The organism is Paenibacillus sp. RU5M (assembly GCF_900221055.1).
GTDB lineage: Bacteria > Bacillota > Bacilli > Paenibacillales > Paenibacillaceae > Paenibacillus > Paenibacillus marchantiae.
Genome location: NZ_OBQM01000002.1, coordinates 311,203 through 332,703 on the forward strand (window position 1 = coordinate 311,203; position 21,501 = coordinate 332,703).

Annotated in this window: 19 protein-coding genes; 3 read left to right on the top strand and 16 right to left on the bottom strand. The window is 45.1% G+C overall.

What is annotated here, in order from left to right; genetic code table 11:
- Positions 1-191: 191 nt before the first annotated feature.
- On the top strand, positions 192-1,412 hold the full coding sequence (locus tag CRO25_RS07090; RefSeq protein ID WP_063563445.1) for an MFS transporter: 1,221 nt from the start codon (positions 192-194) through the stop codon (positions 1,410-1,412).
- 6 nt (positions 1,413-1,418) lie between these two features.
- Here CRO25_RS07090 and CRO25_RS33250 read toward each other — a convergent pair whose 3' ends face one another.
- The 11 genes from CRO25_RS33250 to CRO25_RS07140 all read right to left on the bottom strand — a co-directional run bounded on the left by CRO25_RS33250 (position 1,419) and on the right by CRO25_RS07140 (position 13,478).
- Complete coding sequence (locus tag CRO25_RS33250) at positions 1,419-1,580, bottom strand: hypothetical protein (RefSeq protein WP_157258459.1); 162 nt, start codon at positions 1,578-1,580, stop codon at positions 1,419-1,421.
- Positions 1,581-1,607: 27 nt separating this feature from the next.
- Positions 1,608-2,057: an SRPBCC family protein gene (locus CRO25_RS07095; RefSeq protein ID WP_306291805.1), complete on the bottom strand. Its 450-nt coding sequence runs from the start codon at positions 2,055-2,057 to the stop codon at positions 1,608-1,610.
- A 182-nt stretch (positions 2,058-2,239) separates the two neighbouring features.
- Positions 2,240-3,343, bottom strand: a complete 1,104-nt coding sequence (locus tag CRO25_RS07100; protein WP_079694462.1) for an HD-GYP domain-containing protein — start codon at positions 3,341-3,343, stop codon at positions 2,240-2,242.
- A 277-nt stretch (positions 3,344-3,620) separates the two neighbouring features.
- On the bottom strand, positions 3,621-5,456 hold the full coding sequence (locus CRO25_RS07105) for a UbiD family decarboxylase (RefSeq protein ID WP_079694463.1): 1,836 nt from the start codon (positions 5,454-5,456) through the stop codon (positions 3,621-3,623).
- Positions 5,457-5,732: 276 nt separating this feature from the next.
- Complete coding sequence (locus CRO25_RS07110) at positions 5,733-7,070, bottom strand: cell wall metabolism sensor histidine kinase WalK (protein WP_079694464.1); 1,338 nt, start codon at positions 7,068-7,070, stop codon at positions 5,733-5,735.
- Positions 7,067-7,735: a response regulator transcription factor gene (locus CRO25_RS07115; protein ID WP_079694465.1), complete on the bottom strand. Its 669-nt coding sequence runs from the start codon at positions 7,733-7,735 to the stop codon at positions 7,067-7,069. The genes CRO25_RS07110 and CRO25_RS07115 overlap by 4 nt, the downstream gene beginning before the upstream one ends.
- 45 nt (positions 7,736-7,780) lie before the next feature.
- Positions 7,781-9,745, bottom strand: a complete 1,965-nt coding sequence (locus tag CRO25_RS07120; RefSeq protein WP_079694466.1) for an ABC transporter ATP-binding protein/permease — start codon at positions 9,743-9,745, stop codon at positions 7,781-7,783.
- Between the two features lie 189 nt (positions 9,746-9,934).
- Positions 9,935-11,227, bottom strand: a complete 1,293-nt coding sequence (locus CRO25_RS07125; RefSeq protein ID WP_079694467.1) for an amidohydrolase — start codon at positions 11,225-11,227, stop codon at positions 9,935-9,937.
- A gap of 80 nt (positions 11,228-11,307) precedes the next feature.
- Complete coding sequence (locus CRO25_RS07130) at positions 11,308-11,601, bottom strand: hypothetical protein (RefSeq protein ID WP_063563436.1); 294 nt, start codon at positions 11,599-11,601, stop codon at positions 11,308-11,310.
- 88 nt (positions 11,602-11,689) lie between these two features.
- Positions 11,690-12,787: a saccharopine dehydrogenase family protein gene (locus CRO25_RS07135; protein WP_079694468.1), complete on the bottom strand. Its 1,098-nt coding sequence runs from the start codon at positions 12,785-12,787 to the stop codon at positions 11,690-11,692.
- Entirely contained in the window at positions 12,771-13,478 is a 708-nt protein-coding gene (locus CRO25_RS07140) for a class I SAM-dependent methyltransferase (protein WP_079694469.1), read from the bottom strand. The genes CRO25_RS07135 and CRO25_RS07140 overlap by 17 nt, the downstream gene beginning before the upstream one ends.
- Positions 13,479-13,607: 129 nt before the next feature.
- Here CRO25_RS07140 and CRO25_RS07145 point away from each other — a divergent pair, with 129 nt between their 5' ends.
- Positions 13,608-14,723 (top strand): helix-turn-helix transcriptional regulator, encoded by a 1,116-nt coding sequence (locus tag CRO25_RS07145; protein ID WP_079694470.1) that lies wholly within the window; start codon positions 13,608-13,610, stop codon positions 14,721-14,723.
- A gap of 145 nt (positions 14,724-14,868) precedes the next feature.
- Here the strand turns inward: CRO25_RS07145 and yidC are convergent, their stop codons facing one another.
- From yidC to CRO25_RS07160, 3 genes are all read right to left on the bottom strand, one after another.
- Positions 14,869-15,735 carry a membrane protein insertase YidC gene (gene yidC, locus CRO25_RS07150; RefSeq protein ID WP_079694471.1) on the bottom strand — a complete coding sequence of 289 codons (867 nt, stop codon included), beginning with the start codon at positions 15,733-15,735 and terminating at the stop codon, positions 14,869-14,871.
- Positions 15,672-16,022 carry a hypothetical protein gene (locus CRO25_RS07155; RefSeq protein ID WP_177031107.1) on the bottom strand — a complete coding sequence of 117 codons (351 nt, stop codon included), beginning with the start codon at positions 16,020-16,022 and terminating at the stop codon, positions 15,672-15,674. Before CRO25_RS07155 ends, yidC begins: the two co-directional genes overlap by 64 nt.
- Before the next feature lie 92 nt (positions 16,023-16,114).
- Entirely contained in the window at positions 16,115-17,758 is a 1,644-nt protein-coding gene (locus CRO25_RS07160) for a DUF4153 domain-containing protein (RefSeq protein ID WP_179132105.1), read from the bottom strand.
- 134 nt (positions 17,759-17,892) lie between these two features.
- Between CRO25_RS07160 and CRO25_RS07165 the strand changes: the two genes are divergently transcribed.
- On the top strand, positions 17,893-19,680 hold the full coding sequence (locus CRO25_RS07165) for an ABC transporter substrate-binding protein (protein WP_079694473.1): 1,788 nt from the start codon (positions 17,893-17,895) through the stop codon (positions 19,678-19,680).
- Positions 19,681-19,741: 61 nt separating this feature from the next.
- Here the strand turns inward: CRO25_RS07165 and CRO25_RS07170 are convergent, their stop codons facing one another.
- The gene (locus CRO25_RS07170; RefSeq protein ID WP_079694474.1) at positions 19,742-21,091 is read right to left on the bottom strand and encodes an FtsW/RodA/SpoVE family cell cycle protein; all 1,350 of its coding nucleotides are present in this window, start codon (positions 21,089-21,091) and stop codon (positions 19,742-19,744) included.
- Positions 21,088-21,423 carry a PadR family transcriptional regulator gene (locus tag CRO25_RS07175; RefSeq protein WP_024631897.1) on the bottom strand — a complete coding sequence of 112 codons (336 nt, stop codon included), beginning with the start codon at positions 21,421-21,423 and terminating at the stop codon, positions 21,088-21,090. Before CRO25_RS07175 ends, CRO25_RS07170 begins: the two co-directional genes overlap by 4 nt.
- Positions 21,424-21,501: the final 78 nt, after the last annotated feature.

Below are 21,501 nucleotides of genomic sequence, written 5' to 3' on the forward strand. Positions count from 1 at the left end.
ATTTCCATGTCAAACCTATCTTTATTTATAAAAGAAAAATCAACCATTCCATTTTATTTCTTGACATCGTGTCAAAGCGTGAAGTATGTTTATTCGGAATCATAATGTACTGATCGGTATATTTAAATTCAACCGTGTTCTTACCGCTCCACCTAACTTACCACATTCGAATACAGAAAGGTGAATCATCCATGCAAAATCCATCTCATCAAGCACATCCCTTCAGCGAAGGACGTCCAGGCATGTCCCGACTTGTCGCGCTGTTATTTGCCCTGTGCAGCGGACTGGCGGTAGCCAACATTTATTATGCCCAGCCTTTGCTCGACTCCATTGCTGACGAGTTTAGAATCTCTCATTCCTCTATTGGAATCGTTATTACCGTAACCCAGATTTGTTATGCCCTCGGATTGTTATTACTGGTCCCACTTGGTGATCTATTGAACCGGCGCAAGCTGATCATGATCCAGATGCTTTTATCCGTAATCGCCCTGGTTACTGTCGGTACCTCATCATCCAGCCAGGTTCTATTCATTGGAATGGCCGCCATCGGGCTGCTTGCCGTGATTACACAAACACTCGTTGCCTTTGCCGCCTCCCTGGCTGTACCTTCAGAACGAGGGCGTATCGTCGGTCTGGTCACAAGCGGAATCGTCATAGGCATATTACTGGCGCGAACCATAGCAGGCACCTTAAACGATTGGATCGGCTGGAGATCAGTCTATCTCTTCTCTGCCAGTCTGACATTACTCGGGATTATCGCCCTGTTTCTTGTACTCCCAAAACACGAACCCAAGCGAGAGAAACTCAGCTACACCCAATTAATTGTTTCAGTCATGCAACTGTACCGTGAGTTGCCTATTCTGCGAACACGCGGCGTTCTCGCCATGTTAATTTTCACAGCCTTTAGCACGTTATGGACTTCCATGGTGTTGCCACTTAGTGCTCCGCCACTTTCCCTGTCACATACTGCTATTGGAGCCTTTGGTCTCGCGGGAGCTGCTGGTGCCCTGGCTGCTGCACGTGCTGGAAAACTGGCTGATCGGGGATTGGGACAAAAGACGACGGGCGTCGCTCTGGTCATATTGCTTCTATCCTGGCTGCCCATTGGCTATGTTCACCACTCTTTATGGCTGCTTGTAGCTGGGGTAATTATGCTGGACCTTGCCGTTCAGGCAGTACATGTCACCAACCAGAGTCTGATCTATGAAGTTCGACCTGAGGCGCAGAGCCGTTTGACGGGCGCCTACATGATCTTTTATTCAATAGGAAGTGCTACCGGCTCCATTGCTTCTACTCAAGTATACGCATGGGCAGGTTGGACTGGCGTTTGCTGGCTGGGTGCAGGCGTGAGTGCCGCTGCGCTTCTGTTCTGGACCATTGATCGATATATCCATCGGAATTCGGATCAATAAAAGAACTTAATCCAGCTTATTCCATACCACAATAAACAGCGTGGCTAACGGACCAAATAACAGGGAAATCAGAAACCAGTTACGGCCACTTCTGTTTTTTCCCTGAGCAAGTCCGGCATTAATAAGGGCAAGTGTGCCCCAACCTACAAAATATTCGTTTTCCATCAACTATCATTTCCTCCTTACAGATCGGCCCTATCTATTCTCTAGTAACGCCTTTAGCTTCAAATTACGGCTCTCCAGGAAAGCCTGCATATACCTCTTGAGTACAATCCGCTCTGCAACCCAACCCAGAACACCAAGGGGAGCTTCAAATCTCAGTGTGTCCCTCATAGAAGTGGTCTGCTCTCCAAGCTTGTTGAAGCTGTGTTCATGTCTCATGCTCTTGAAAGCACCTTTCTCCATCTGATCCACAAAGAGATACGGCGGATTGTACTCGGCGATCCGGGAAGTCAGCTTCTGTCTTATCCCGAAATGGCTCGCTTCGAAAGTTACCGTATCGCCTTCACCAATTCTGCCCGTTGTAACACCCGCTACAGCCTGCTCACGGGTACGTTCCCAGACGGTCCGGGTATGAATATCAATGTCCCGCGCATAGTCAAAGCATCGCTCAATGGGCGCATGTATTGTAATCTCGGTTACCACTTCAATCAAGGACGATCACTCCTTTTCCGCTTCCTTTGCCTAAAAAGGAAGATTAAGGTCTTTGCAAAGTATACTCCTGGTCACCATGAAGAACAATTCAGTGCATGATCTAAATGAAAAACGGGTCCCCTGTTATCTTATAGGAGGCCCGTTTTTTGTATGAATTCATTTGTTATTCAAACTTAGATAATTAATTCATTAATGGCAAGAGTGCGCTCTTTGGACAGATCACGATATTGTTCCGATTCCACCTTAATCAGTGGTTTGAAAATATCGGATGTATTGTTCATGACAATAACACCCCGCTCGCCGTTGCTTAGCAGTACTTGTTTACCAATAAAATTAGGAAGCAGATGCTGCATCAAGGCTTGAACCGGCTTCTCATTCAGTTTGCCGAATCCCATCGCATAAATATCGCGCAAGTTATTGATCAGGTTCGGATTGCTGCTTCCGTGACTGCCGGATCTCATCCCGATGTATATGTCAGCGACTGATACGATCTGTGTATATGGATGAATTTCGTCTTTCTTCAGTTGCATCGGATATCCGGTACCATCCTCCAGTTCATGATGCTGAAGAGCTACCAGCGCTGTAGCCTCATCGGTCATGGAACTTTTGATAATATCATGTCCGTAGATCGTGTGACGCTGCAATTCGAGCTGTTCATCTGCGGTTAACGGTTCCACCTTGTTGCGTATCCGATGAGATACCTTGCATTTGCCGATATCGTGAAGATAGCCCCCACGACTGATCTGATAACTTTCTTTTTGGGAATAACCAAGCCAGTTAGCTAGGTAAAATGACAACAGTCCAACCTGAATGGAATGTGTGTAGTTATTGACATCATCCCGTTCCAGCATCATCAGGAGATGCACGACATCCTTTTGCTCGTCCAATCCCTCCACCATCGGTTGAAGCGCATCGTCCACCATTGTTGCGTTGAACTTGCCCACCGTCAGCGCTTCGAGAAACGCGGATTGATAATTATGTACAGTTTGTATAAATTGGGATTTCATTTCTTCTTCAGGCGGTTCTTCCTTGGTGCTTGTGCTTGTGCTTGTGCTTGCTCCAGATGCAAATTTTGCTGCAGCAGCAAAGAATTCCGCTTCCGTGATCTCTTCCTCGCGTGGTTCAATATCCACATAGTCTACGCGGTGCTGCATCAGCAAGGTGATATCTTCACTTTTGATCACAGTACCCTGACCCAGAACGTGTAATCCCGCTTCGCTGAATGTATCCGCAGTTAGACGGTCTCCATCTTGCAGGTTCATAATATGGATTCTCAAATCGGTATTCCCCCTGAACAATCATTTATAGTCAACAGTACCCGTTAGATCGGGTCCCAAAAATCCCTATACTACTTTATATCGATAAATACATTCTTTTTCTCCATAGTCCAAACGACCTTAATCGTAAAAGGAAATACGAACGTATAAGACTTTATTCTCAGTCCCATTTTCAAAAAAGTCCCGGTTTGAATTTGTATTTAGATATCTGGCATATTGCTTTACACATATATAACCAAAAAGCCCAAAAAAATCTTTGGGCTTTTATTGAATTCAACTAAATTTTGATTGAACTCAGGCTCGCTCCCTGTACGAAAAAGCGTTCAATCGCTTTCTCAACAGATGGGTCCGGAATTAACGGTGGTGCCTGATGCGGCTTCACTCTGGCATCGATAATGATCTGATCACAGCCCCAATGTTTATAGTTGTAACTGCTGTTCACACCGTACATATCATGGGACGGATTACTGCGGGTAAATGTCGCCCACAAGAAGTTGCTGAGATTCGCACTCAGGAAAGAACTATCGTCACATAATACAATCATTGGACAAGAAGACAGGTCTCCTTTTTCCTTCAGCATGTCTGTAAATGCCTTCATTTCTTGTTCTGTATCCGCATAACTGGTGAAAGGCACACCCTGAATGGCTACAACTCCTGGCATCACGAGCTGCGGATTACTATAACCCCGGATATCCTTCAATGTCTCCGGTACTTCACGGCACAATTCCCGTTTCTTGTCCCCATAGGCTGCAAATACAACCTTACTGCCGCTATTCAACCCGGTTCCCGAGTAATCCAGCGTATCGATCGTTGTGTTGGTATGGAAATGAATGTCCCGTTGCAGATCCATTCGTTCCAGGATATACGTCAGGAACTCCACTTCCCGGTGCGTATCCAGCGGTTGCTGATCTTCTGCTGTGATAAACAAATACTTCGCCAGACTGAGCTGGCCTGTACCCAGAATACGACTCGCAATCGTCAGCAGCTCTGTTGGCTGTTTTACCGTCTGATAGGGCGTATACCGCTCACTTCCGATCGCGAACAGAAGCGGATGCACTCCTGCTGCATCGACAGCATGGACTTCTTTCACACCGGGAACTTCCTGTTTAATGGCATCACCCGTAATTTCGTGAATCAGATCCCCAAATGCAGTATCCTCTTGCGGAGGACGACCCACCACGGTAAATGGCCAGATCGCATTCGGCTTGGCGTACACTTTATGCACTCTCATTAGCGGGAACGGATGGGTCAGACTGTAATATCCAAGATGATCACCAAACGGTCCTTCAGGCTTCGTCTCGTCCGGGTAAATATCACCCGTGATGACAAAATCGGCGTCATTGCTGATGCAATACCCATCCTTATAGCTGTAACGGAAACGCCGGCCGGCAAGTAGCCCCGCGAAAGTCATCTCACTGAGTCCTTCAGGCAAAGGCATCACTGCAGAAAGTGTATGTGCCGGCGGACCCCCAATGAATATACTCACTTTCAGGGGTTCTCCCTTTTTGACTGCTTTGGCCTGATGAATACCAATTCCGCGATGGATCTGATAATGAAGTCCAATTTCCTTATTCAGTTCATAATCATTACCACTTAGCTGTACCCGGTACATGCCCAGATTGGAGTTCATGATGCCTGGCTTGTCCGGGTCCTCCGAATAGACTTGAGGCAGCGTAACGAATGCTCCACCATCCATAGGCCAATGCTTGATCAACGGCAGATCCGAGATTTGAATCTCTTGCGCAGTTACAGGCAAACTGATGGACTTCTGCTTAGGGAGAGCCTGCCAGGCGGCAAGACCGGTGCTGATATGCTGAAAAGGCGTCTTGAGTGCCTTCATTGGATCATCTCGAACAGCCATGACACGTTGTACACCTTCAAGCGTTCCACGGAACATGAATTTGCTTCGTTCCAGTGTACCGAACAGGTTCGAAACAGCCTGGAACTTGGAGCCTTTCACATTTTCGAAAAGCAGAGCTGGGCCTTTCGCCTCATGCACTTTCATATGTATCGCTGCCATCTCCAAATGAGGGTCCACTTCTTCCTTCACTCGAATCAAATGTCCATGCTGCTCCAGATCATTAATGCAATCTTCCATATTGCGATATTTCATTGGATGGCTCCATTCTGTATATAATAAATTGTTATGTTCATATATTCACATAGATCTGCAGGGGTAGCGGATAAAATAAAACGTTGAATCTAATTCACTCTCTCACCATATAAATGGATTAATACTCACATCTCTTCTATCTTATCAAATCATCTGCCACTAAACAAAACAATATATCAGAACTTTCACGCAGCGCTCACCAAAAAGCAATATTTAGGCAACAGGGTCCTATATTCTAAGGACCAAGATTGCTTCAATATTGCTAATTGAGCTTACTTAAGATGTAGTCGAAGGTCTGGGGATCGTAACCGTAAACTGCGTTCCTTCTCCAACCCTGCTCTCCACCTCAATTGTACAATCATGCAATTTCAAAATTTTAATCACGATGGAAAGCCCTAATCCATTGCCTCTAAGAGCACTGCTCCGTGCTTTGTCCACCATATAAAATCGATCGAAAATATACGGAAGGGCCTCCTCCGGTATTCCTTGTCCTGAATCTCTAATCGATACCTTCACGCATGACGTGGACATCTCGATTTCGATGTGAATGGACCCATCGGTACCCGTATATTTTATCGCATTGTTGATTAAATTCTGCCAGACCTGCTCAAACAAATCTTTATCGACCGTGATCTCGCAAGGCAATAAATCCAATTCAATCCTGATATTTTTGTGCGCCCACTGGGGTTCTGCTAATACGATCGTTCTTCTTAATTGCTCATCTAATTGGAACGTACTGAGATTAAACGGATGGTGCTCCGAATCCAGCGAGGCTAACCGAAGTAAATTATCACTAAGCCTGGAAAGGCGTAATGTTTCCTCGTATATGATATCCAGATGCTCTTTCTGCTCTTCCAAAGGGATGACACCATCTTGCAGCGCTCTTGTGAATCCTCTAATCGATGTTAGTGGGGACTGCATTTCATGAGAGACATTACTGACAAAATCATCACGCACCGAGTCTATTTTTTGCAACTCACGGGCCATATGATTAAAGCTCTCCATCAGCTCACCAAACTCATCTGGATTATTATGTTTCAACCGGACAGACAGATCGCCTGAAGCCATTTTCTTAGCTGCAGCAGTTAGCCTTTTGATCGGTTTCACAATGTACCCAGACATGAACATGATTAATAAGCTTCCTATGACTAAGACAGTTAATAGCGATATAAATAATGTACGTTTCACATTATGAAAAATCGATGAAAAATTAATTTTGATCAGGAGCGCATCTTTTTCTTCATTCATCCTGGGAACACCAACAATCGCTGTCTCATCTTTATTGGATAGAATAAACGCTTCCGTGGTATTTTCATCGAATAATTCATGAACTTTATCATCTGGTAGTAAAGCAAGCACTTCACTTTGTTCATTCACGGAGTTTATGTCCAAGCCGTATCGTGCAAAGATATCCAAGCTTGTTTTCACTTTTTCCGGATCATCAATCAGATTTATCATCGTAGCTATGTCTTCGGCAATCGTAACCATAGAATGATTTGGTGTGTTTTCCTGAGACCGCATATTTAATATAAAGGAGAGAATTAAACTGACGATCACAATACCAAAAAAGGTAACTACGATTCGTAGACGCAGGCTTTTCCTCACGATTTTCATACACTCTCCAAACGATATCCAAGTCCTCTTATCGTCGAAATGATCAACTCAGGGATCGGTTCAAGCCGTTCTCGTAACCTTTTGATATGCACATCAACGGTACGCTCATCACCTTCATAATCGATTCCCCATATATCTTCTATAAGCTGTGTACGTGTGAATATTTGCCCTGGCAAACTCGCCAAAGCAAACAATAATTCACATTCCTTCTTTTTCAATTCAACCGATTGAGCTCCTGCCTCCACTGTCAAATTGCTCAGATTAATCATTGCACCGCCTATATGAATAACATTCGATGAAATCTTGTTGTATCTCTTCATTAAAGATTTTACACGCAAGATTAACTCTACAGGATCAAAAGGTTTTACTAAATAATCGTCTGACCCTGCATTGAATCCTCTGACTTTATCCTTGGATTCTCCCTTGGCAGTCACCATCAGAATCGGAATATCCATATAAGATCGAATGTCTTCGGTCAGTTCAATACCATCTACTCGTGGCATCATCACATCTACAATCGCTAAATCAATTTTGGTATGAGAGAGGATGTTCAGTGCTTCTTGGCCATCCGGCGCTTCCACGACGGAAAACTGATTTTTTTCGAGATAAATTCGGATTAATTTGCGGATATGGGAATCATCATCCACCACAAGAATCGTGTTCATGTATGCATTATCCTTTCCGCAATTTTCATTATTCACAACTTAAATTTATTCGTATCGTAAGGATTCCATCGGGTCCAGCTTGGCAGCCTTCGATGATGGCATCAAACCAGCAATGATACTAATCACTGTACTTACAACGATTCCGAACACAATGTAGTATCCCGATAGATTTATTAGCTTAGCTCCAAAAGCGTTGTCCAAGAGAATATTCAACACATAACTAATAATTATCGCAAATACTACCGCAATGATACCACTGAATACCCCCAATAGAGCAGATTCAGAAAAGAAAATTCGCTTGATGTCCTTCTTTCTTGCTCCAATCGCACGAAGGATTCCGATTTCCTTCGTTCGTTCCACGACACTAATGTAAAGCACAACCAATATCATAATACCGGATACGATCAACGAAATGCCTGCAATACCAGACAGAACGATCGTGGCCATGTTCACGTATGTCGTGATATTTTCCATGATTTTTGCCGTCTGGGAGCCTGAGAAGCCCGCATCAACAGCTGCTGCATTAATATCATTGACATATTTCATATCGGTTGCATAAGCGTTAACCTGAATTGGCCCAATTGTTATTCCTTTGTCCGCATACATTTGCTCCAACGTCTGTGATGAAATGTAACCCGGTGATTGCTGCATTGGTGATCTTTGATCTGACGCTTCATAAGTACCCGATATGGTTATTTCTTTCTCCAAAGTTACCGGTTTATTATTGCCATCCATCTCATTGATATATAGAAACACAGACTTGCCGATCATGGATTCAGCTTGGTCATTTCCGCTTAATTTATTCGCCGTATCGAGGGGTAACAACATCTCATTTTCTACCGGAAGCGTACCCGTTGTTAGCGTTGCTGGATCAAAAACATCCGTTAACGTCGTTAACTGCGTAAGTGCCACACTTTGCTTTGCATGAACCATAGTCGATTTTCCTGTAATGGTAGTGATCGTCTCTACATGATCCACATTAGGGAATTTGCGAATGGTCTCAATATCGGTCGCTGTAAAAGGTTCGCCTGCTGCCATTAAGGCTTGCGGGCCTTGCATATCTTTGGCATCTGCACTGGGCTTCGTTATATCCACAAGCAAAGGGTCCATACTTGAATTGATTTCGTCGTTCATATAACTCGTTATCCCATTACCCAAGGAGAGCATCAGGAGTACGCTTAAAATCCCGATCGACCCACCCAATGCAACCAGTACATTACGCTTGCCGTTGAGTTTCATATTTTTGAGAGCCATTTTGAAAGAAGCCAGTAAGCCCAAGTTTCTGGAAGCACCACGACTGCCTTCATAAGTGGTCAAGGAACGATCTTTTAGATGAATATCATCCTTAATCCGCCCCTCTTCTACCTTTACAATACGCGTACCGGAATCAGCTACTTTCTGCGAGTGAGTTACCGCAATGACCAGCATTCCTTTTTGCGCAATACTGTCCAGCAAAGCCAGGATTTGATCTCCATTTTCCTTATCCAAAGCACCTGTTGGTTCATCCGCCAAAATAATGTCTGGATTGTTTGATAGTGCACGAGCAATGGAAACCCGTTGCTTCTGTCCACCCGACAGCTGGTTGGGCCGTTTATTCAGATGATTCTTCAGCCCGACCTCGGTCAAAATATCTATAGCGCGCTTATTGCGTTCCTTTTCACTTGTGTCCGTCATTTGCATGGCAATCGTAACATTCTCCAGCACAGACAGATGCGGGATCAGATTGAAATTTTGAAACACAAAGCCGATATTATTTTTCCGATAATCATCCATTTCCTTCTCAGTCATGGCACTTAAATTCTTTCCACGAACAAGGATCTCCCCTTCAAAATCGGAGTCCATTCCACCAATAATATTCATAAGGGTTGACTTTCCGCAACCCGATTCACCAAGGATCGAGACGAATTCTCCTGTTTCAAAGCTCAAATTCACATCGTGGAGCACAGGGACCTTTTCCTTACCATACAGCGTGTATGATTTCTTCACATGTTTAACTTCTAATATAGTCATCTTGATCTCTTCCTCTCCAAGTCATACACCCTATCTATATTGGCCATTTCACATTCTAACAAATTTGTGTGAACTGATAATGAACTGGACAAACCGCGTCTGCCTGGCAAAAGAAATACACTATGTAAGAAAAAGGAAACGGAGCCCTACATTCATTAGGACTCCGTTTCCTTAGTTCCGCTCGAGACATTAAATCCCTTCAACAATACGCTTCGCCCGAACCTCTACCTGACGGAAAAGTTCTTCCTCATCTATCGTTAGCAGCTGCCTGCCTCTCATCAGTACACGACCATTCACAATGGTGGTATCTACATCAGCTCCATTCACGCTGTATGCAAGCAATGATTCCAGCTCGTGAACCGGCTGCAAATGCGGTTTCTGCAGATCAATCAGAATCAGGTCGGCCTTGCGCCCAGCTTCCAGCACACCCACTTCATCCTGAAGGTTCAACAGACCTGCACTTCCCCGTGTAGACATGTGTAGTACCTCTCTTGCCGACAAGCGGGTAGGGTCACCATAATCCAGCTTTTGCAGCCAGGTTGCAGCCTTGATCTCTTCAAACATATCGATGGTTGTCGCACTTCCTGCCCCATCGGTTCCAAGACCCACGTTAATTCCCTGTGCAATCATCTCGGTAATTGGAGCAATTCCGCAGCCCAGCTTCAGATTGCTGACCGGATTGTGCGCTACTCCACCACGCATGCCTTTCAATCTGCCAATATCTCTGCGATTCAGGTGGACGCCATGGGCAAGCAGTACATGTGCCTTTTCGAACATACCTGCCTCTTCCAAGTACTCCGTTGGCGTCATGTCATAGCGTTCACGAATCTTCACAACTTCCTCTTTCGTCTCAGCCAGATGAATGTGGATAGGCACGTTCTCCTGTTCCGCCATCGCGATGACTTCCCGCAAAGGTTCTACTGGGCAAGTATAGGGAGAATGCGGGCCATACATCGTCGTAATTCGACCCTCAGCCTTACCCGACCAACGTTGTACCAAATCGACCGCTTCCTGTAACCTGCGCCCTCCGTCATCCTCCACGAATACCATTCCGCGTGTGAGAGATGCCCGAATGCCGGTTTCCGTCACCGCTTCTGCGATTTCATTCATGTGAATGTACATATCAGCGTAAGCTGTAGTTCCTGAACGGATCATCTCGGCGATGGATAATTGTGCTCCCCAGTATATATCTTCGGGTGTCATCCGGGCTTCTGCAGGCAGCATCTTACGGTCAAGCCAGTCCATCAGCTTCAGATCATCCGAGAATGCTCGTAACAGACTCATCGGTGTATGCTGGTGAGCATTGATCAGGCCCGGCATTGCCAGTTTATGTTGACCATCCATAATGTCATCACCCGGTTGAGCCTGAATGTGGGGAGCAATCTCTGCGATACGGTCGCCTACAATGCGAATATCCCCCTTAAAGGGGGAATCGGTGTCTTTCATCGTTAAGATTGTGGCTTGCTGGATTAATATACTCATTCGTTTCACAACTCCTCTAGGTTTGGATTGCCTTACTTCCAAATCCGAGGATAAGCCTTCACGTAACGGCAAGGTCAAGACTAAGTTAATTTTTGAGTCGTCATTGTTCTGAAACTTTGGATAAAAGGTTTGGGATCTATGTTGACCATATAAGGATAGACTCCGGTGCTGGTATGTAGATAGAAAAAACCACCTTCATTCCCCATTCTCCGAAAGGACATGTCGAACACTTCCGTAATATTAAACTCGCGGTATTTCGTTACAATCTTGTCCGAGTACAGGATCATGGACCGATCGCTATGCAGTACTTCCTGTGCGAGCCCCGTCACTTCTCTCTGTACTTTGTAATAAGGCAATACAGCAATGCAGTTCATGATCTGCCTCCGTTCTAGCATGATTATTTGTTCCATCATAGCAGATCGGAGAGCCTGAGCAAAAAAATGATCCAACAACATATATGATTTACGTAATCTTCGTTGTTACTTTCAATGGAAAACGAAGTGCTTCCTGAATATGCTGCAAGGAAAGGCATTGTTCAATGTGAAAAACACCATGCGGCAGCTCCGTCCGATACATTCTCTCCGCTACTGCTGCCGCAACTGCTGCTGTTGCATCTGCTTCACGCTCACCAACCAGCAGCTGCTCGACATGGACTTGTTTGCCCTTTTTCCATCCCACTGCATCTACCTTGACTGCAAACATCGGCTCCCCTCCGGGAATAACCCCAAAAGCCTTGACCGTACCATTACGAAGGGAGGGAATACGCAGTAGTGTGAACAGCCCCATACGTTTCGAAATTGCCATGGATCTAGTCATCCAACGGGAATCGAGACATAACCGAGTGGAAACCGTTGGAATATCAAGTGTACGAGCAACGACGTGTTGATCCGAAAAGTTAAACCGATATGCTTTCTTGCGGCCCAAGTCTGCGCCAAAATCAATCCATTTACCATCGTGAAAACTTTGCACTTCCGCTGGCTTACCCTTTTTCATGACCTGATAGGTAGCATTCATCTGATCCACAGTCCACTCCACCGCGGCTTTTCCGTGTTTCTCACCCAGTCCCAGCATGACAGTAATGTCCGCTTCGTCTACTTGCTCCATATGGGCACCTGCTTCACGCACAAGCAGATTGGTCACACCAGGCGACAGTCCCACACTAAGCATGGCTGTTGCTTTGGAACGCTGCATTTTGGAATGCAGCTGTTCGACCTGACCCAGAAAGTCATAATTGGCTGAAATATCAATATAATCTGTCCCTGCTTTCGCACAAGCCTCGACAAATCGGGTATCCGTCTGGTCCACACACATGATCACCAACTTGACCGATTGAAGCACAACAGGGTCAATCGCTTTTCGTACATCCAATTGAAGCGGCTGGACTATACCACCCGTAGATCGGCTGAATTCCTCAGCCCGATTCATTCGCGTACCTGCCGCCCATACCTTGCCGGGAAACGATCGTCCCAGTTGCGTACATATCATTTGCCCCACCTGACCATATCCGCCAACAATCCAAATCTGGTCTTTCACAGACTCTGTTTTAGTCTCGTTTCGCATAATACCCCTCCACCCAGAATGCTCCGAAATAACGTGTAATGTGCGAGAATCCGCATTCTTTCATCAGCTCTATCATTTGTTCAGATGAGATGGGATCCGACTCTCGGCCAAGGGAAGCTGCAAACCGCTCCCATTCTTCAGGCTGAATACCATTACTTAACATGTGATCCTGCCAGGCTTGCATCATGGTTGAATATACAGGCGAATGAAGATCGGCATTCACTGCTGCAATAATGAGTGGCGCCCCAGGCTTGAGTCTGGCCGCTAGATTGGACAGGAACCGTCTTTTGGACTCGATCCCCTGAATAAAATGCAGCATTAGCATACTTGTTGCCCCGTCGTAGACCTCACCTTCCGGTAACGCTTCAAGCGTCATGGATTTAAGTTGCACTCTGGCTTCGATCCCCGCCTCCCGGACTCTTCTCTCTGCTAACTGAAGCATCGGCTGGGAAGGATCTACTCCAGTAAACGTCCATCCCGCATGGCGAGAACCAAGCAGAGCTAATTCCTTACCTCCACCTGCTCCGACAATTAGTATCTCAGCTTGGTTGTTATCCGTGATAGAAGCGGCAAGCAGTCGCTCCATCAGATCATGCATATGAGAATAACCCGGAATTTTCAGGGCTATCGATTGTTCGTAACGGTTTTCATCCGCCGTATCCCAGCTCAAAGATGGTTGATTGTGGTCCATCGATACTACACTCCTCATGGATTCAAGTTAGACTTGACTCTTCGTTCGTCTAATTTCATTATAGAATGATACGCAGAGCGTACAATCCCAGAACAATGGGATATCTGCATGTGGAGAGGAGAAAGCTTTATGACATCACGCATGGAACCGAACCAGCGACTCATTACTTCTCTCGAAAAAGGAACCTGGACCTCGCGCACATACCGGGAAGCTGTCCTGAAACAAATTCAGAACATCGTTCCCTATGACGCGTATTGCTTCACAACGGTTGATCCACAGACTCTTCTCTCAACAGGTGCCGTGACGGAAGACGGCATTGAAGCCATTCATGACCGGCTGTTCGTTAATGAATACATGGAAGAAGACATACATAAGTATGCTGATTTGATTCACAGCGGCGACTATACAGCGATCCTTCATGCATCGATAAGCGAAAACCCTATTGCAAGCGCTCGGTATCATAACATCCTTCAACCCGCAGGTTTCAGTGATGAACTTCGGGCTGTACTGGTCAGTGGCGGAGCCTGTTGGGGGTATCTAACCCTATATCGCAAGACGGAACAACCCGTATTCACGGAAGAGGAGCGACTAAGCATTCAGGCCTGGACACCTTCTATTGCTTTGATGTTACGATCAACAAGTCTGACTCTTATGGACGAGATTAAGAGCGGAAGTCCCTCGGACCCTGGTATTATGATCACATCGGACGCTTTCGAGCTGTTATCCGTGAACGCTCCCGCTCAATATTGGCTATCACAATTACGTTTACTGGAGCAGGTGGGACCAGATGTATTGCCGCGCCCAGTCCGTGCAGTCAGTTCGCATTTACAGCGTCAGATTCGTACAGATTCCGACCTGATAGTTGCGCAAGAACCTATCCTTCATTCGCCTTCCAAAGTTTGCATTCAACTCCTGGATGGCCGTTACCTTGTGCTTCATGCCAGCCGCATGCAACAGTTTTCAGGTCCGGATCAGATTGCGATCAGGCTTGAACAGGCTATGCCGCAGGACTTACTGCCTTTACTCGCCGAGAGTCATGGGTTGTCCATTCGGGAACGAGAACTATTGGGTTACGTGCTGCGCAGTTATTCTTCCAAAGAAATTGCGGAAGCGATGCATATATCAGCTTACACGGTACAGGATCATTTAAAATCCATTTTTGCCAAAACAGACGTATCCTCCCGCCGTGAGTTAATTTGGTATTTCGTATCCCGTTTCCAGTTGTCCGATGAAACAGCTATTTGAATGTTATAACTGGACATACAAAAAAAGATGCCTTGTCCCATGGGACAAGGCATCTTTGCGCTGCATTATGGTGAAGAACATCCGTTATATCAACACATACGTTAAATTTATATGATTCTAGTGCACCAATCTCATGAGAGAAAACTTAGGACTTAGCGGGCTTCGCAGGTTTGATGTTTTTGTTCTTTACCTGCACAGCCACGGGCTCTTGCGGGTGTTCAACCGGATACAATTTGCGGAACAATAACGTCTGCAAGACCAGGAATGAACCGCCGATCGTCCAATACAGCGGCATCGCTGCAGGTGCCGAAAGCGAGAAAAAGGCCATCATCAAAGGAGATATATATCCCATGATTGCGAATTGTTTTCGTTGTTCCGGCGCCATATTGGCTTGCGAAACCTTGGCTTGGATCAGATAAATTATTGCTACCACGACTGCAAGCACATAGTCAGGCGCTCCTAATTTGAACCACAGAAAGGAGTGAGAAGATAGCTCCGGCGTAAGCCGAATAGCCGTGTAGATACCTGACAGAATAGGCAACTGAATCAGCATTGGCAAGCATCCGATATTCAGCGGATTGAACTTGTGCTTCTTGTACAGCTCCATCGTTTCCTGCGAAAGCTTCTGCTTATCGGCCGGGTCGTTTTTGCCCTCATACTTTTTCTTGAGCGCATCCATCTCCGGCTTCATAGCATTCATGATCACTCGGGTACCTTGCTGAGATTTTGCTTGTCGCATCATCAATGGAAGCAACGCAAGACGGATTACGAGGGTAATCACAATAATGGCTACCCCATAACTTCCATTAAATATCGTTGCGATGTGCTGAATGAGATACGACAGTGGAAATACAACGTAATGGTTAAAGAACCCCGGTGTTGATGAATTAATCTCTGAGACGTTGTTACTGCATCCAGCCAGTAGCATAACTGCAAAAAGAATTGCAATCAGGCCATAGATCCGTCCCTTGCCAGATGTAAAAGTGAACCCCTTGCTTGTCTTATGTTCCATATATATCCTCCTCGTTGATTTGTAGAAAGTACATACAACGAGGAATGGCAATCTGGTTCATCTTCATCCGGGGATTCTCTTCGTCTGACGATTCGACTTAAAGCTTCAGGTCTGTGTTGTCCGTCCAAGGACAAGGTTGGCAATCCAGGTTCCAGACCACCTCCGGCCCCACCTTCCATCCAGTACTCTGTAATGCCGCAATGCAGATGGGCAATATAAGCGTAACTGACTGTGAAAATGAGTCCGAGTGAAAATATATACGGTATCAATTCCTGAAGTTCAAACAAGGGATTCACCCCCTTTATAGGTTAGTTTTTATAGTATAACACTTACATATGGATTTTGCATAAATTCATTGCTGGAAAACAGGTAGATGAATTCATTTCATTCTCAATTTGGACAATTCTAGCTTAGCTCTATGTCTTGCCATATTAAAAGAAGCCCAGGAACTGTCTGTTTCTTCCAGGTCAAAGTTAGCTTGATGCTCCAGCATTTCCCCTTTCAAATCCGGGTACTCCCTCTGGGCAAACTCTCGCAGTATCGGAACGGCATCTGCAGATAAACTCGTCAAGTAGGATGCATCAATAATGCCTGTCTGATGATATCGTGCAATATTAAGCTCTGCAATCCGATTATCCATGCCCACATAGTTGACTGCCACATAGGCTGCTAGGGACAATACAATATACCAGCGGATCAACGGTATGGAGGTATAACGGATTCGAAGAGCTGCAATAAGCAGCAGCGCCAGAAAAATCATGAATGCATGTACGAGAAATCGAATGTAGGTATATCCATAAGCCTGTTCATACAGGTTGAGGCGTATAAACGCCGAGTACAGCATGATTGCGGAACAACCCACCAGGACAAAGAGCAGCACCTGATGCACAACAGAACCTATTTTGCCGCTTGAACGCGTGAACTGAAGAGCGATAATCAGGATGAAAAAATTAATGCCTGTTACCAGTATCAGCTCCACAAATCCACTTCTTGCATACTCTGCGTAGGACAATTCTGACGGAAGATGTCCCTCACCCGCCCCAAAAAGATAAGAAAATTGTACAAGCACAAACAGAACATACACACAGTTGATGACCAACAGCATCGTGCCCACAATGATGGGGTCCAATCTTAAAGGTTCACGATGAGCTTGAGTAGAAATTGCCTCAGGTGCGGGCTTATTTGCTGGCTGATCCTCTATGATTGAGTTCAAGGAAGGACTCTCCTGTATGGAATTCACGGAAACATCTTCTCGCTTTTCGATTTCTGAAGTAACCGTAATTGCTTTTCCATTTTTCCAATGTGCATTTTCTCTCTTATCTGCTTCATATTGCATCGGCTGCACGAAACCCCATACATAACTGAACAATAAAACGCCCGCGATGAGAATCCAGATCACTCTCGGAAATCCAGGTGTCAGTGTCATTTGATTTAACCATTCCGGAAAACCGGATAAATACTCATTAAAAATCCCATCTGCTGAGGTCAGCAGTGCTACAACCACGATCAGGATGGGAACGGATGCTATAAGGCCAATGAATACTTTGAAAGCAGCCGTTTTCTGCGTTTTACCTAGCCCACGTCCTCCTGTTTTCACAACAATGCTTGCGACCGTTCCCCAATGACGGATGGATTGTGGCAGCAAATGGTCCATCGCGGTACCGATCAATCCAATGTCCCACCATTGTCTCTGTTTTCTGCCGACCAGATAAGTCATATGTAAGATAATAAGCACCGGTACGATCAGGAAATTAAGGATACGCAGCGGTTCATTGTCGTATAACAGAAACGTTAGCGCCAGCATCAGCACCACCCCAGCCATAAAAGCATCAATCATGGTCAATGGCCGCATGCGGTCCCTGGCAAACAAGAACATAAAGCCATAAAAGAGGATAACAAAGATGGGATAAGAAACACCAATCTCATTGCCATAGAACAAATACTGATGAATGATAGCTAACATTAATGCGGATAGTAGCGTAATTAAAGCGCGGTGGGGTGAAGCCATTATTTTATCAATCATGGGAAAAACCTCCATTAAACTTTCTAGGTTTCATTCTAGATGATAAAATAAGAATATAAATAGAAATTAAAAAAGATAAAACTTCTTATTTTATTATATTGCATCAGCTACAACCTCCAGGAGGAATTAAAACCTTGAAATTACATCAGCAATATTTGCTGCTTCATAGCCGGTTTGGTCAACTATTAGAACATGAAGTAACGCTCTCTGACCTTGCGGAACTGCTCGAGTGTACACACCGTAACACATTAACAATCGTCAAAAAAATGGTTGCCCAAGACTGGATTCGGTGGGTGTCCCAGCGCGGACGTGGACGGCGTTCTAAGCTGACCTTACTTGTTCCGGCTGATCAAATTGCAGCAGAATACATGATGCAGGCCATGAATCGCCGCGAGTTGCAGCAAGCCGCCGAACAGGTTGGTGCTTTCTCTAGTTCTACGACAATGCAGGATCACCTAAACCAGTGGCTGCTTGGTTATTCTGGACACCATACGGAAGCTGGTAGCCATAATGAGCGAATTGATACGCTCAGGTTACCGATCCGTCAACAACTGCACGCCCTTGATCCTCTTTTTATCAATTTGCTGGCAGAATCTTTTGTCACTAGTCATGTGTTCGACGGGCTGGTTCAACGTAATGAACATGGAGAGATTATTCCTTGTCTGTCTCATACCTGGGATATCAGTTCAGATCGGAAAACATGGTTCTTTTATTTGCGTAAAGGGATTACTTTTCACAATGGACATCTGCTGACAGCCGCGGATGTGGTGTATACATTTGAACGACTGCAATCCACAGTACGCCGGACATTATACCGCGATGTGAGCAAACAAATTCTATCGATTGAAGCAGTAGATCCCTTGACCGTTTGTTTCAAACTCAAAGCCCCTCACGAATTGTTTTTGCCCTTTCTTTCTACGAGCCGTGCAGCGATTGTTTCACAAGCCACGTACGGGCAACATAAAGATGGAGACAATGAACCAGATCTACCGAACACCATGCAAAAGCCTGTAGGAACAGGCCCTTTCAAGATCACAGCCTGGGATGATCACCTGTGCAGACTTGAAGTTTTTCCGATGTATTTTCAAGGCAGAGCCCATCTGGACCGAGTAGATATTCTACAAATCCCGTGGAGTGCTCCTGCACATTTGGATGAAAAACAAGATATCGAATCTCCTTTCTTCCACCTTGTTCATAATCCATCCTCGTCTGAGGGTAGAGACTGGACTCAGATTAGTGCAGGCGTGATGGTACGCAAATTACTCACTTGTAATACACAAAAAATCGGACCGCTAAGCGATCCGGATGTAAGAGCACATGTTCAGGCATGTATTACTAAATTGTATGGGAATGTCATGAATGAAAGTAATGAAAGTAATGAAGGTGATCCAGGAGATGCTGATAAAGTGTTGATGAATGCAGAAAAGTTGACTTATTTGTCTCAGCACCCCACTTTTGATCTACCTATCCCCTTGCACATCACAACCATTCCTCAGTATCGGATGGATGCTAGACGTCTGGCATCGTCATTGGAAATGTATGGATTCACATGTACTGTCCGCATAGGCACGATGGAGCAATTCAAAGGGAACCTGAGACTGGAATCCGATTTGATTCTCTTCTCCCTGATTCGGGACCGGGACGAAGAATTACGCAGATACGATCTTTATCTCACTTTATCCGAGCATCTGGAGAACTCTTCCAAGAAGAGTGTACAACAGATGCTGCAAACCGTTGTTGCTTCGCAAATATCCGCAGACCGAACTGCCGAACTGGATCGGATTGAACAATTTTTGGAGCAGCAGAGCCTATTATTCCATTTAACTGAAAAACCTGTGGAGACTGCTTATCTGCCTTCCGTTCGCGGCCTCTCCTTTAACAGCCAGGGATGGGTAAACCTCAGACACATCTGGTTCCCGTGAATGCTCGTTAAACGAGCATAACAATCCATTCGTTTCAAGATGCGGTAATGATTTTGCATGCTTATGAACTGGTCATTGGGTCGGCATCCACCTTCTGCCGTATTTTTTCATTTTTCTTGGAAATGGTATCCTTCCGACGGTACACACCGAGAAGTAAACCGATCATAGCATATTCGAAAAGCAGGTGATTTCCATATCCTATTAAAGGAAAAACAATGCTAAGAATTGGAGCCTTCCCGGTAGTCATCGCCAACGAATAGATGATTTGCAACGCAAACATAGATGTGATACTGATAATTATCATTCGACCGAAATCTTCCCGAATGTGAGGAAGGATCTTCACCATACTGGCAACAAACCAGATGATACCCACCAATAACAGTATTCCGGCTGACCAGCCAAACACATCAATGAGCAGCACACCTGGGTAATCTAAATAACTCGTTTTAAACTTGTCGAACGTTGTATCAATTCCATTCCCCCACCAGCCGGCTGATTGAATAATTTCAATAATGGAATTGTTGCTATAGCCACCGTAAGGGTCATCCTGAAGATTCAAAACGACAGAAAGCCTCTTCAGGCGTCCGTATTGATCTGCAAAAAACAATAACAATACAAAAATACTTCCTGTTACAACAGCACCTAAGGCTGTATAAAGCCATTTTCGCGTGAGCCAACCAAATAAAATAATGGACATTGTGCCAAACAGAAACATGCGAACCCAGTCCGACATTTGAAACAATAGCACTACAGGTAACGCTACCAGAGCAATATAGGTCAATATGGATTGCATATTGCAGTTTGAACTAAGCTTGTCCTGCACAATTGCCCCTATGGCAAGTGGCAAAATCCACACTGAAGCAGTGGTAAGGTCTATTACAAATCCAAGTGGTGCAATCAGGAATCTGCTCATACCATAAAAATCCGTAGATATCATTGGATTAATCCACAAAAGGGCATTAAGTAGAATATAGATCCACCAAGCAGCTTTTTTCAACTTACGATAATCAAAGTAAATAAAGAACAACATCAACATTACACCTATAACGGTGTACACCACATGCCCCCGATATAAGGACTGATACTTTTCATCTGCGACATTCGTCGTAAAAATCCACATTAACAACAGGCTAACTGTAGACAAACCAATTAGTCCAACTAACAGCCCCCAATGCATACGATGACGATGCAATCTGTGCATACTTTTGCCCACCACTGCGGGATCACCCATCTGCTCAATGGCGTATGCAGCTGCCTCTTCCTGGCTCAGTCCCTCTTGCTCCTTGTCCAACATCATTTCTTCCATGTGGTTGCCAAGCTCATCACGCAGATCAGTATGTACTTCACGTGCCTTAACCTGACTACACAGTTGATCAAGATAATGTTTAATCTTCTCATGTCGATCCGTCATGTTAAGCCTCCTTCCCCAAGCACCCGATCCACGGCACCGCGGAATAAAAGCCACTCGGCTTTTTTATGCTGTAACGCCTCCACACCCTTGTCACAAATGGAATAATATTTACGTTTCCTACCTTCAACCTCCATCCAGTAAGACTCCACCCATCCCTCAAGCTCCATCGCGTGCAGAATGGGATATAACGTACCTTCCTTCAAATTAAACACACCTTCGGATTGACGATGGAGTTCCTTGATCAATTCATAACCGTAAAGCGGCTGTTCCTTCAGTAGCGTAAGAATCAATGTCTCCGTGCTGCCTTTAATCATTTGTTTGTTTACCTGCAAAGCTGTCACTCCCTTTGGTTCATGCTTCCACGTCCAATAACTACATCCACTTTTACCACACTTCTTAAAACTTCAACA

Coding starts and splice junctions, on each gene's coding strand:
- CRO25_RS07090 (WP_063563445.1), top strand. CDS start 192: ATGCAAAATCCATCTCATCAAGCACATCCCTTCAGCGAAGGACGTCCA.
- CRO25_RS07105 (WP_079694463.1), bottom strand. CDS start 5,456: ATGAAATATCGCAATATGGAAGATTGCATTAATGATCTGGAGCAGCAT.
- CRO25_RS07110 (WP_079694464.1), bottom strand. CDS start 7,070: ATGAAAATCGTGAGGAAAAGCCTGCGTCTACGAATCGTAGTTACCTTT.
- CRO25_RS07115 (WP_079694465.1), bottom strand. CDS start 7,735: ATGAACACGATTCTTGTGGTGGATGATGATTCCCATATCCGCAAATTA.
- CRO25_RS07120 (WP_079694466.1), bottom strand. CDS start 9,745: ATGACTATATTAGAAGTTAAACATGTGAAGAAATCATACACGCTGTAT.
- CRO25_RS07125 (WP_079694467.1), bottom strand. CDS start 11,227: ATGAGTATATTAATCCAGCAAGCCACAATCTTAACGATGAAAGACACC.
- CRO25_RS07130 (WP_063563436.1), bottom strand. CDS start 11,601: ATGAACTGCATTGCTGTATTGCCTTATTACAAAGTACAGAGAGAAGTG.
- CRO25_RS07135 (WP_079694468.1), bottom strand. CDS start 12,787: ATGCGAAACGAGACTAAAACAGAGTCTGTGAAAGACCAGATTTGGATT.
- CRO25_RS07140 (WP_079694469.1), bottom strand. CDS start 13,478: ATGGACCACAATCAACCATCTTTGAGCTGGGATACGGCGGATGAAAAC.
- CRO25_RS07145 (WP_079694470.1), top strand. CDS start 13,608: ATGACATCACGCATGGAACCGAACCAGCGACTCATTACTTCTCTCGAA.
- yidC (WP_079694471.1), bottom strand. CDS start 15,735: ATGGAACATAAGACAAGCAAGGGGTTCACTTTTACATCTGGCAAGGGA.
- CRO25_RS07160 (WP_179132105.1), bottom strand. CDS start 17,758: ATGATTGATAAAATAATGGCTTCACCCCACCGCGCTTTAATTACGCTA.
- CRO25_RS07170 (WP_079694474.1), bottom strand. CDS start 21,091: ATGACGGATCGACATGAGAAGATTAAACATTATCTTGATCAACTGTGT.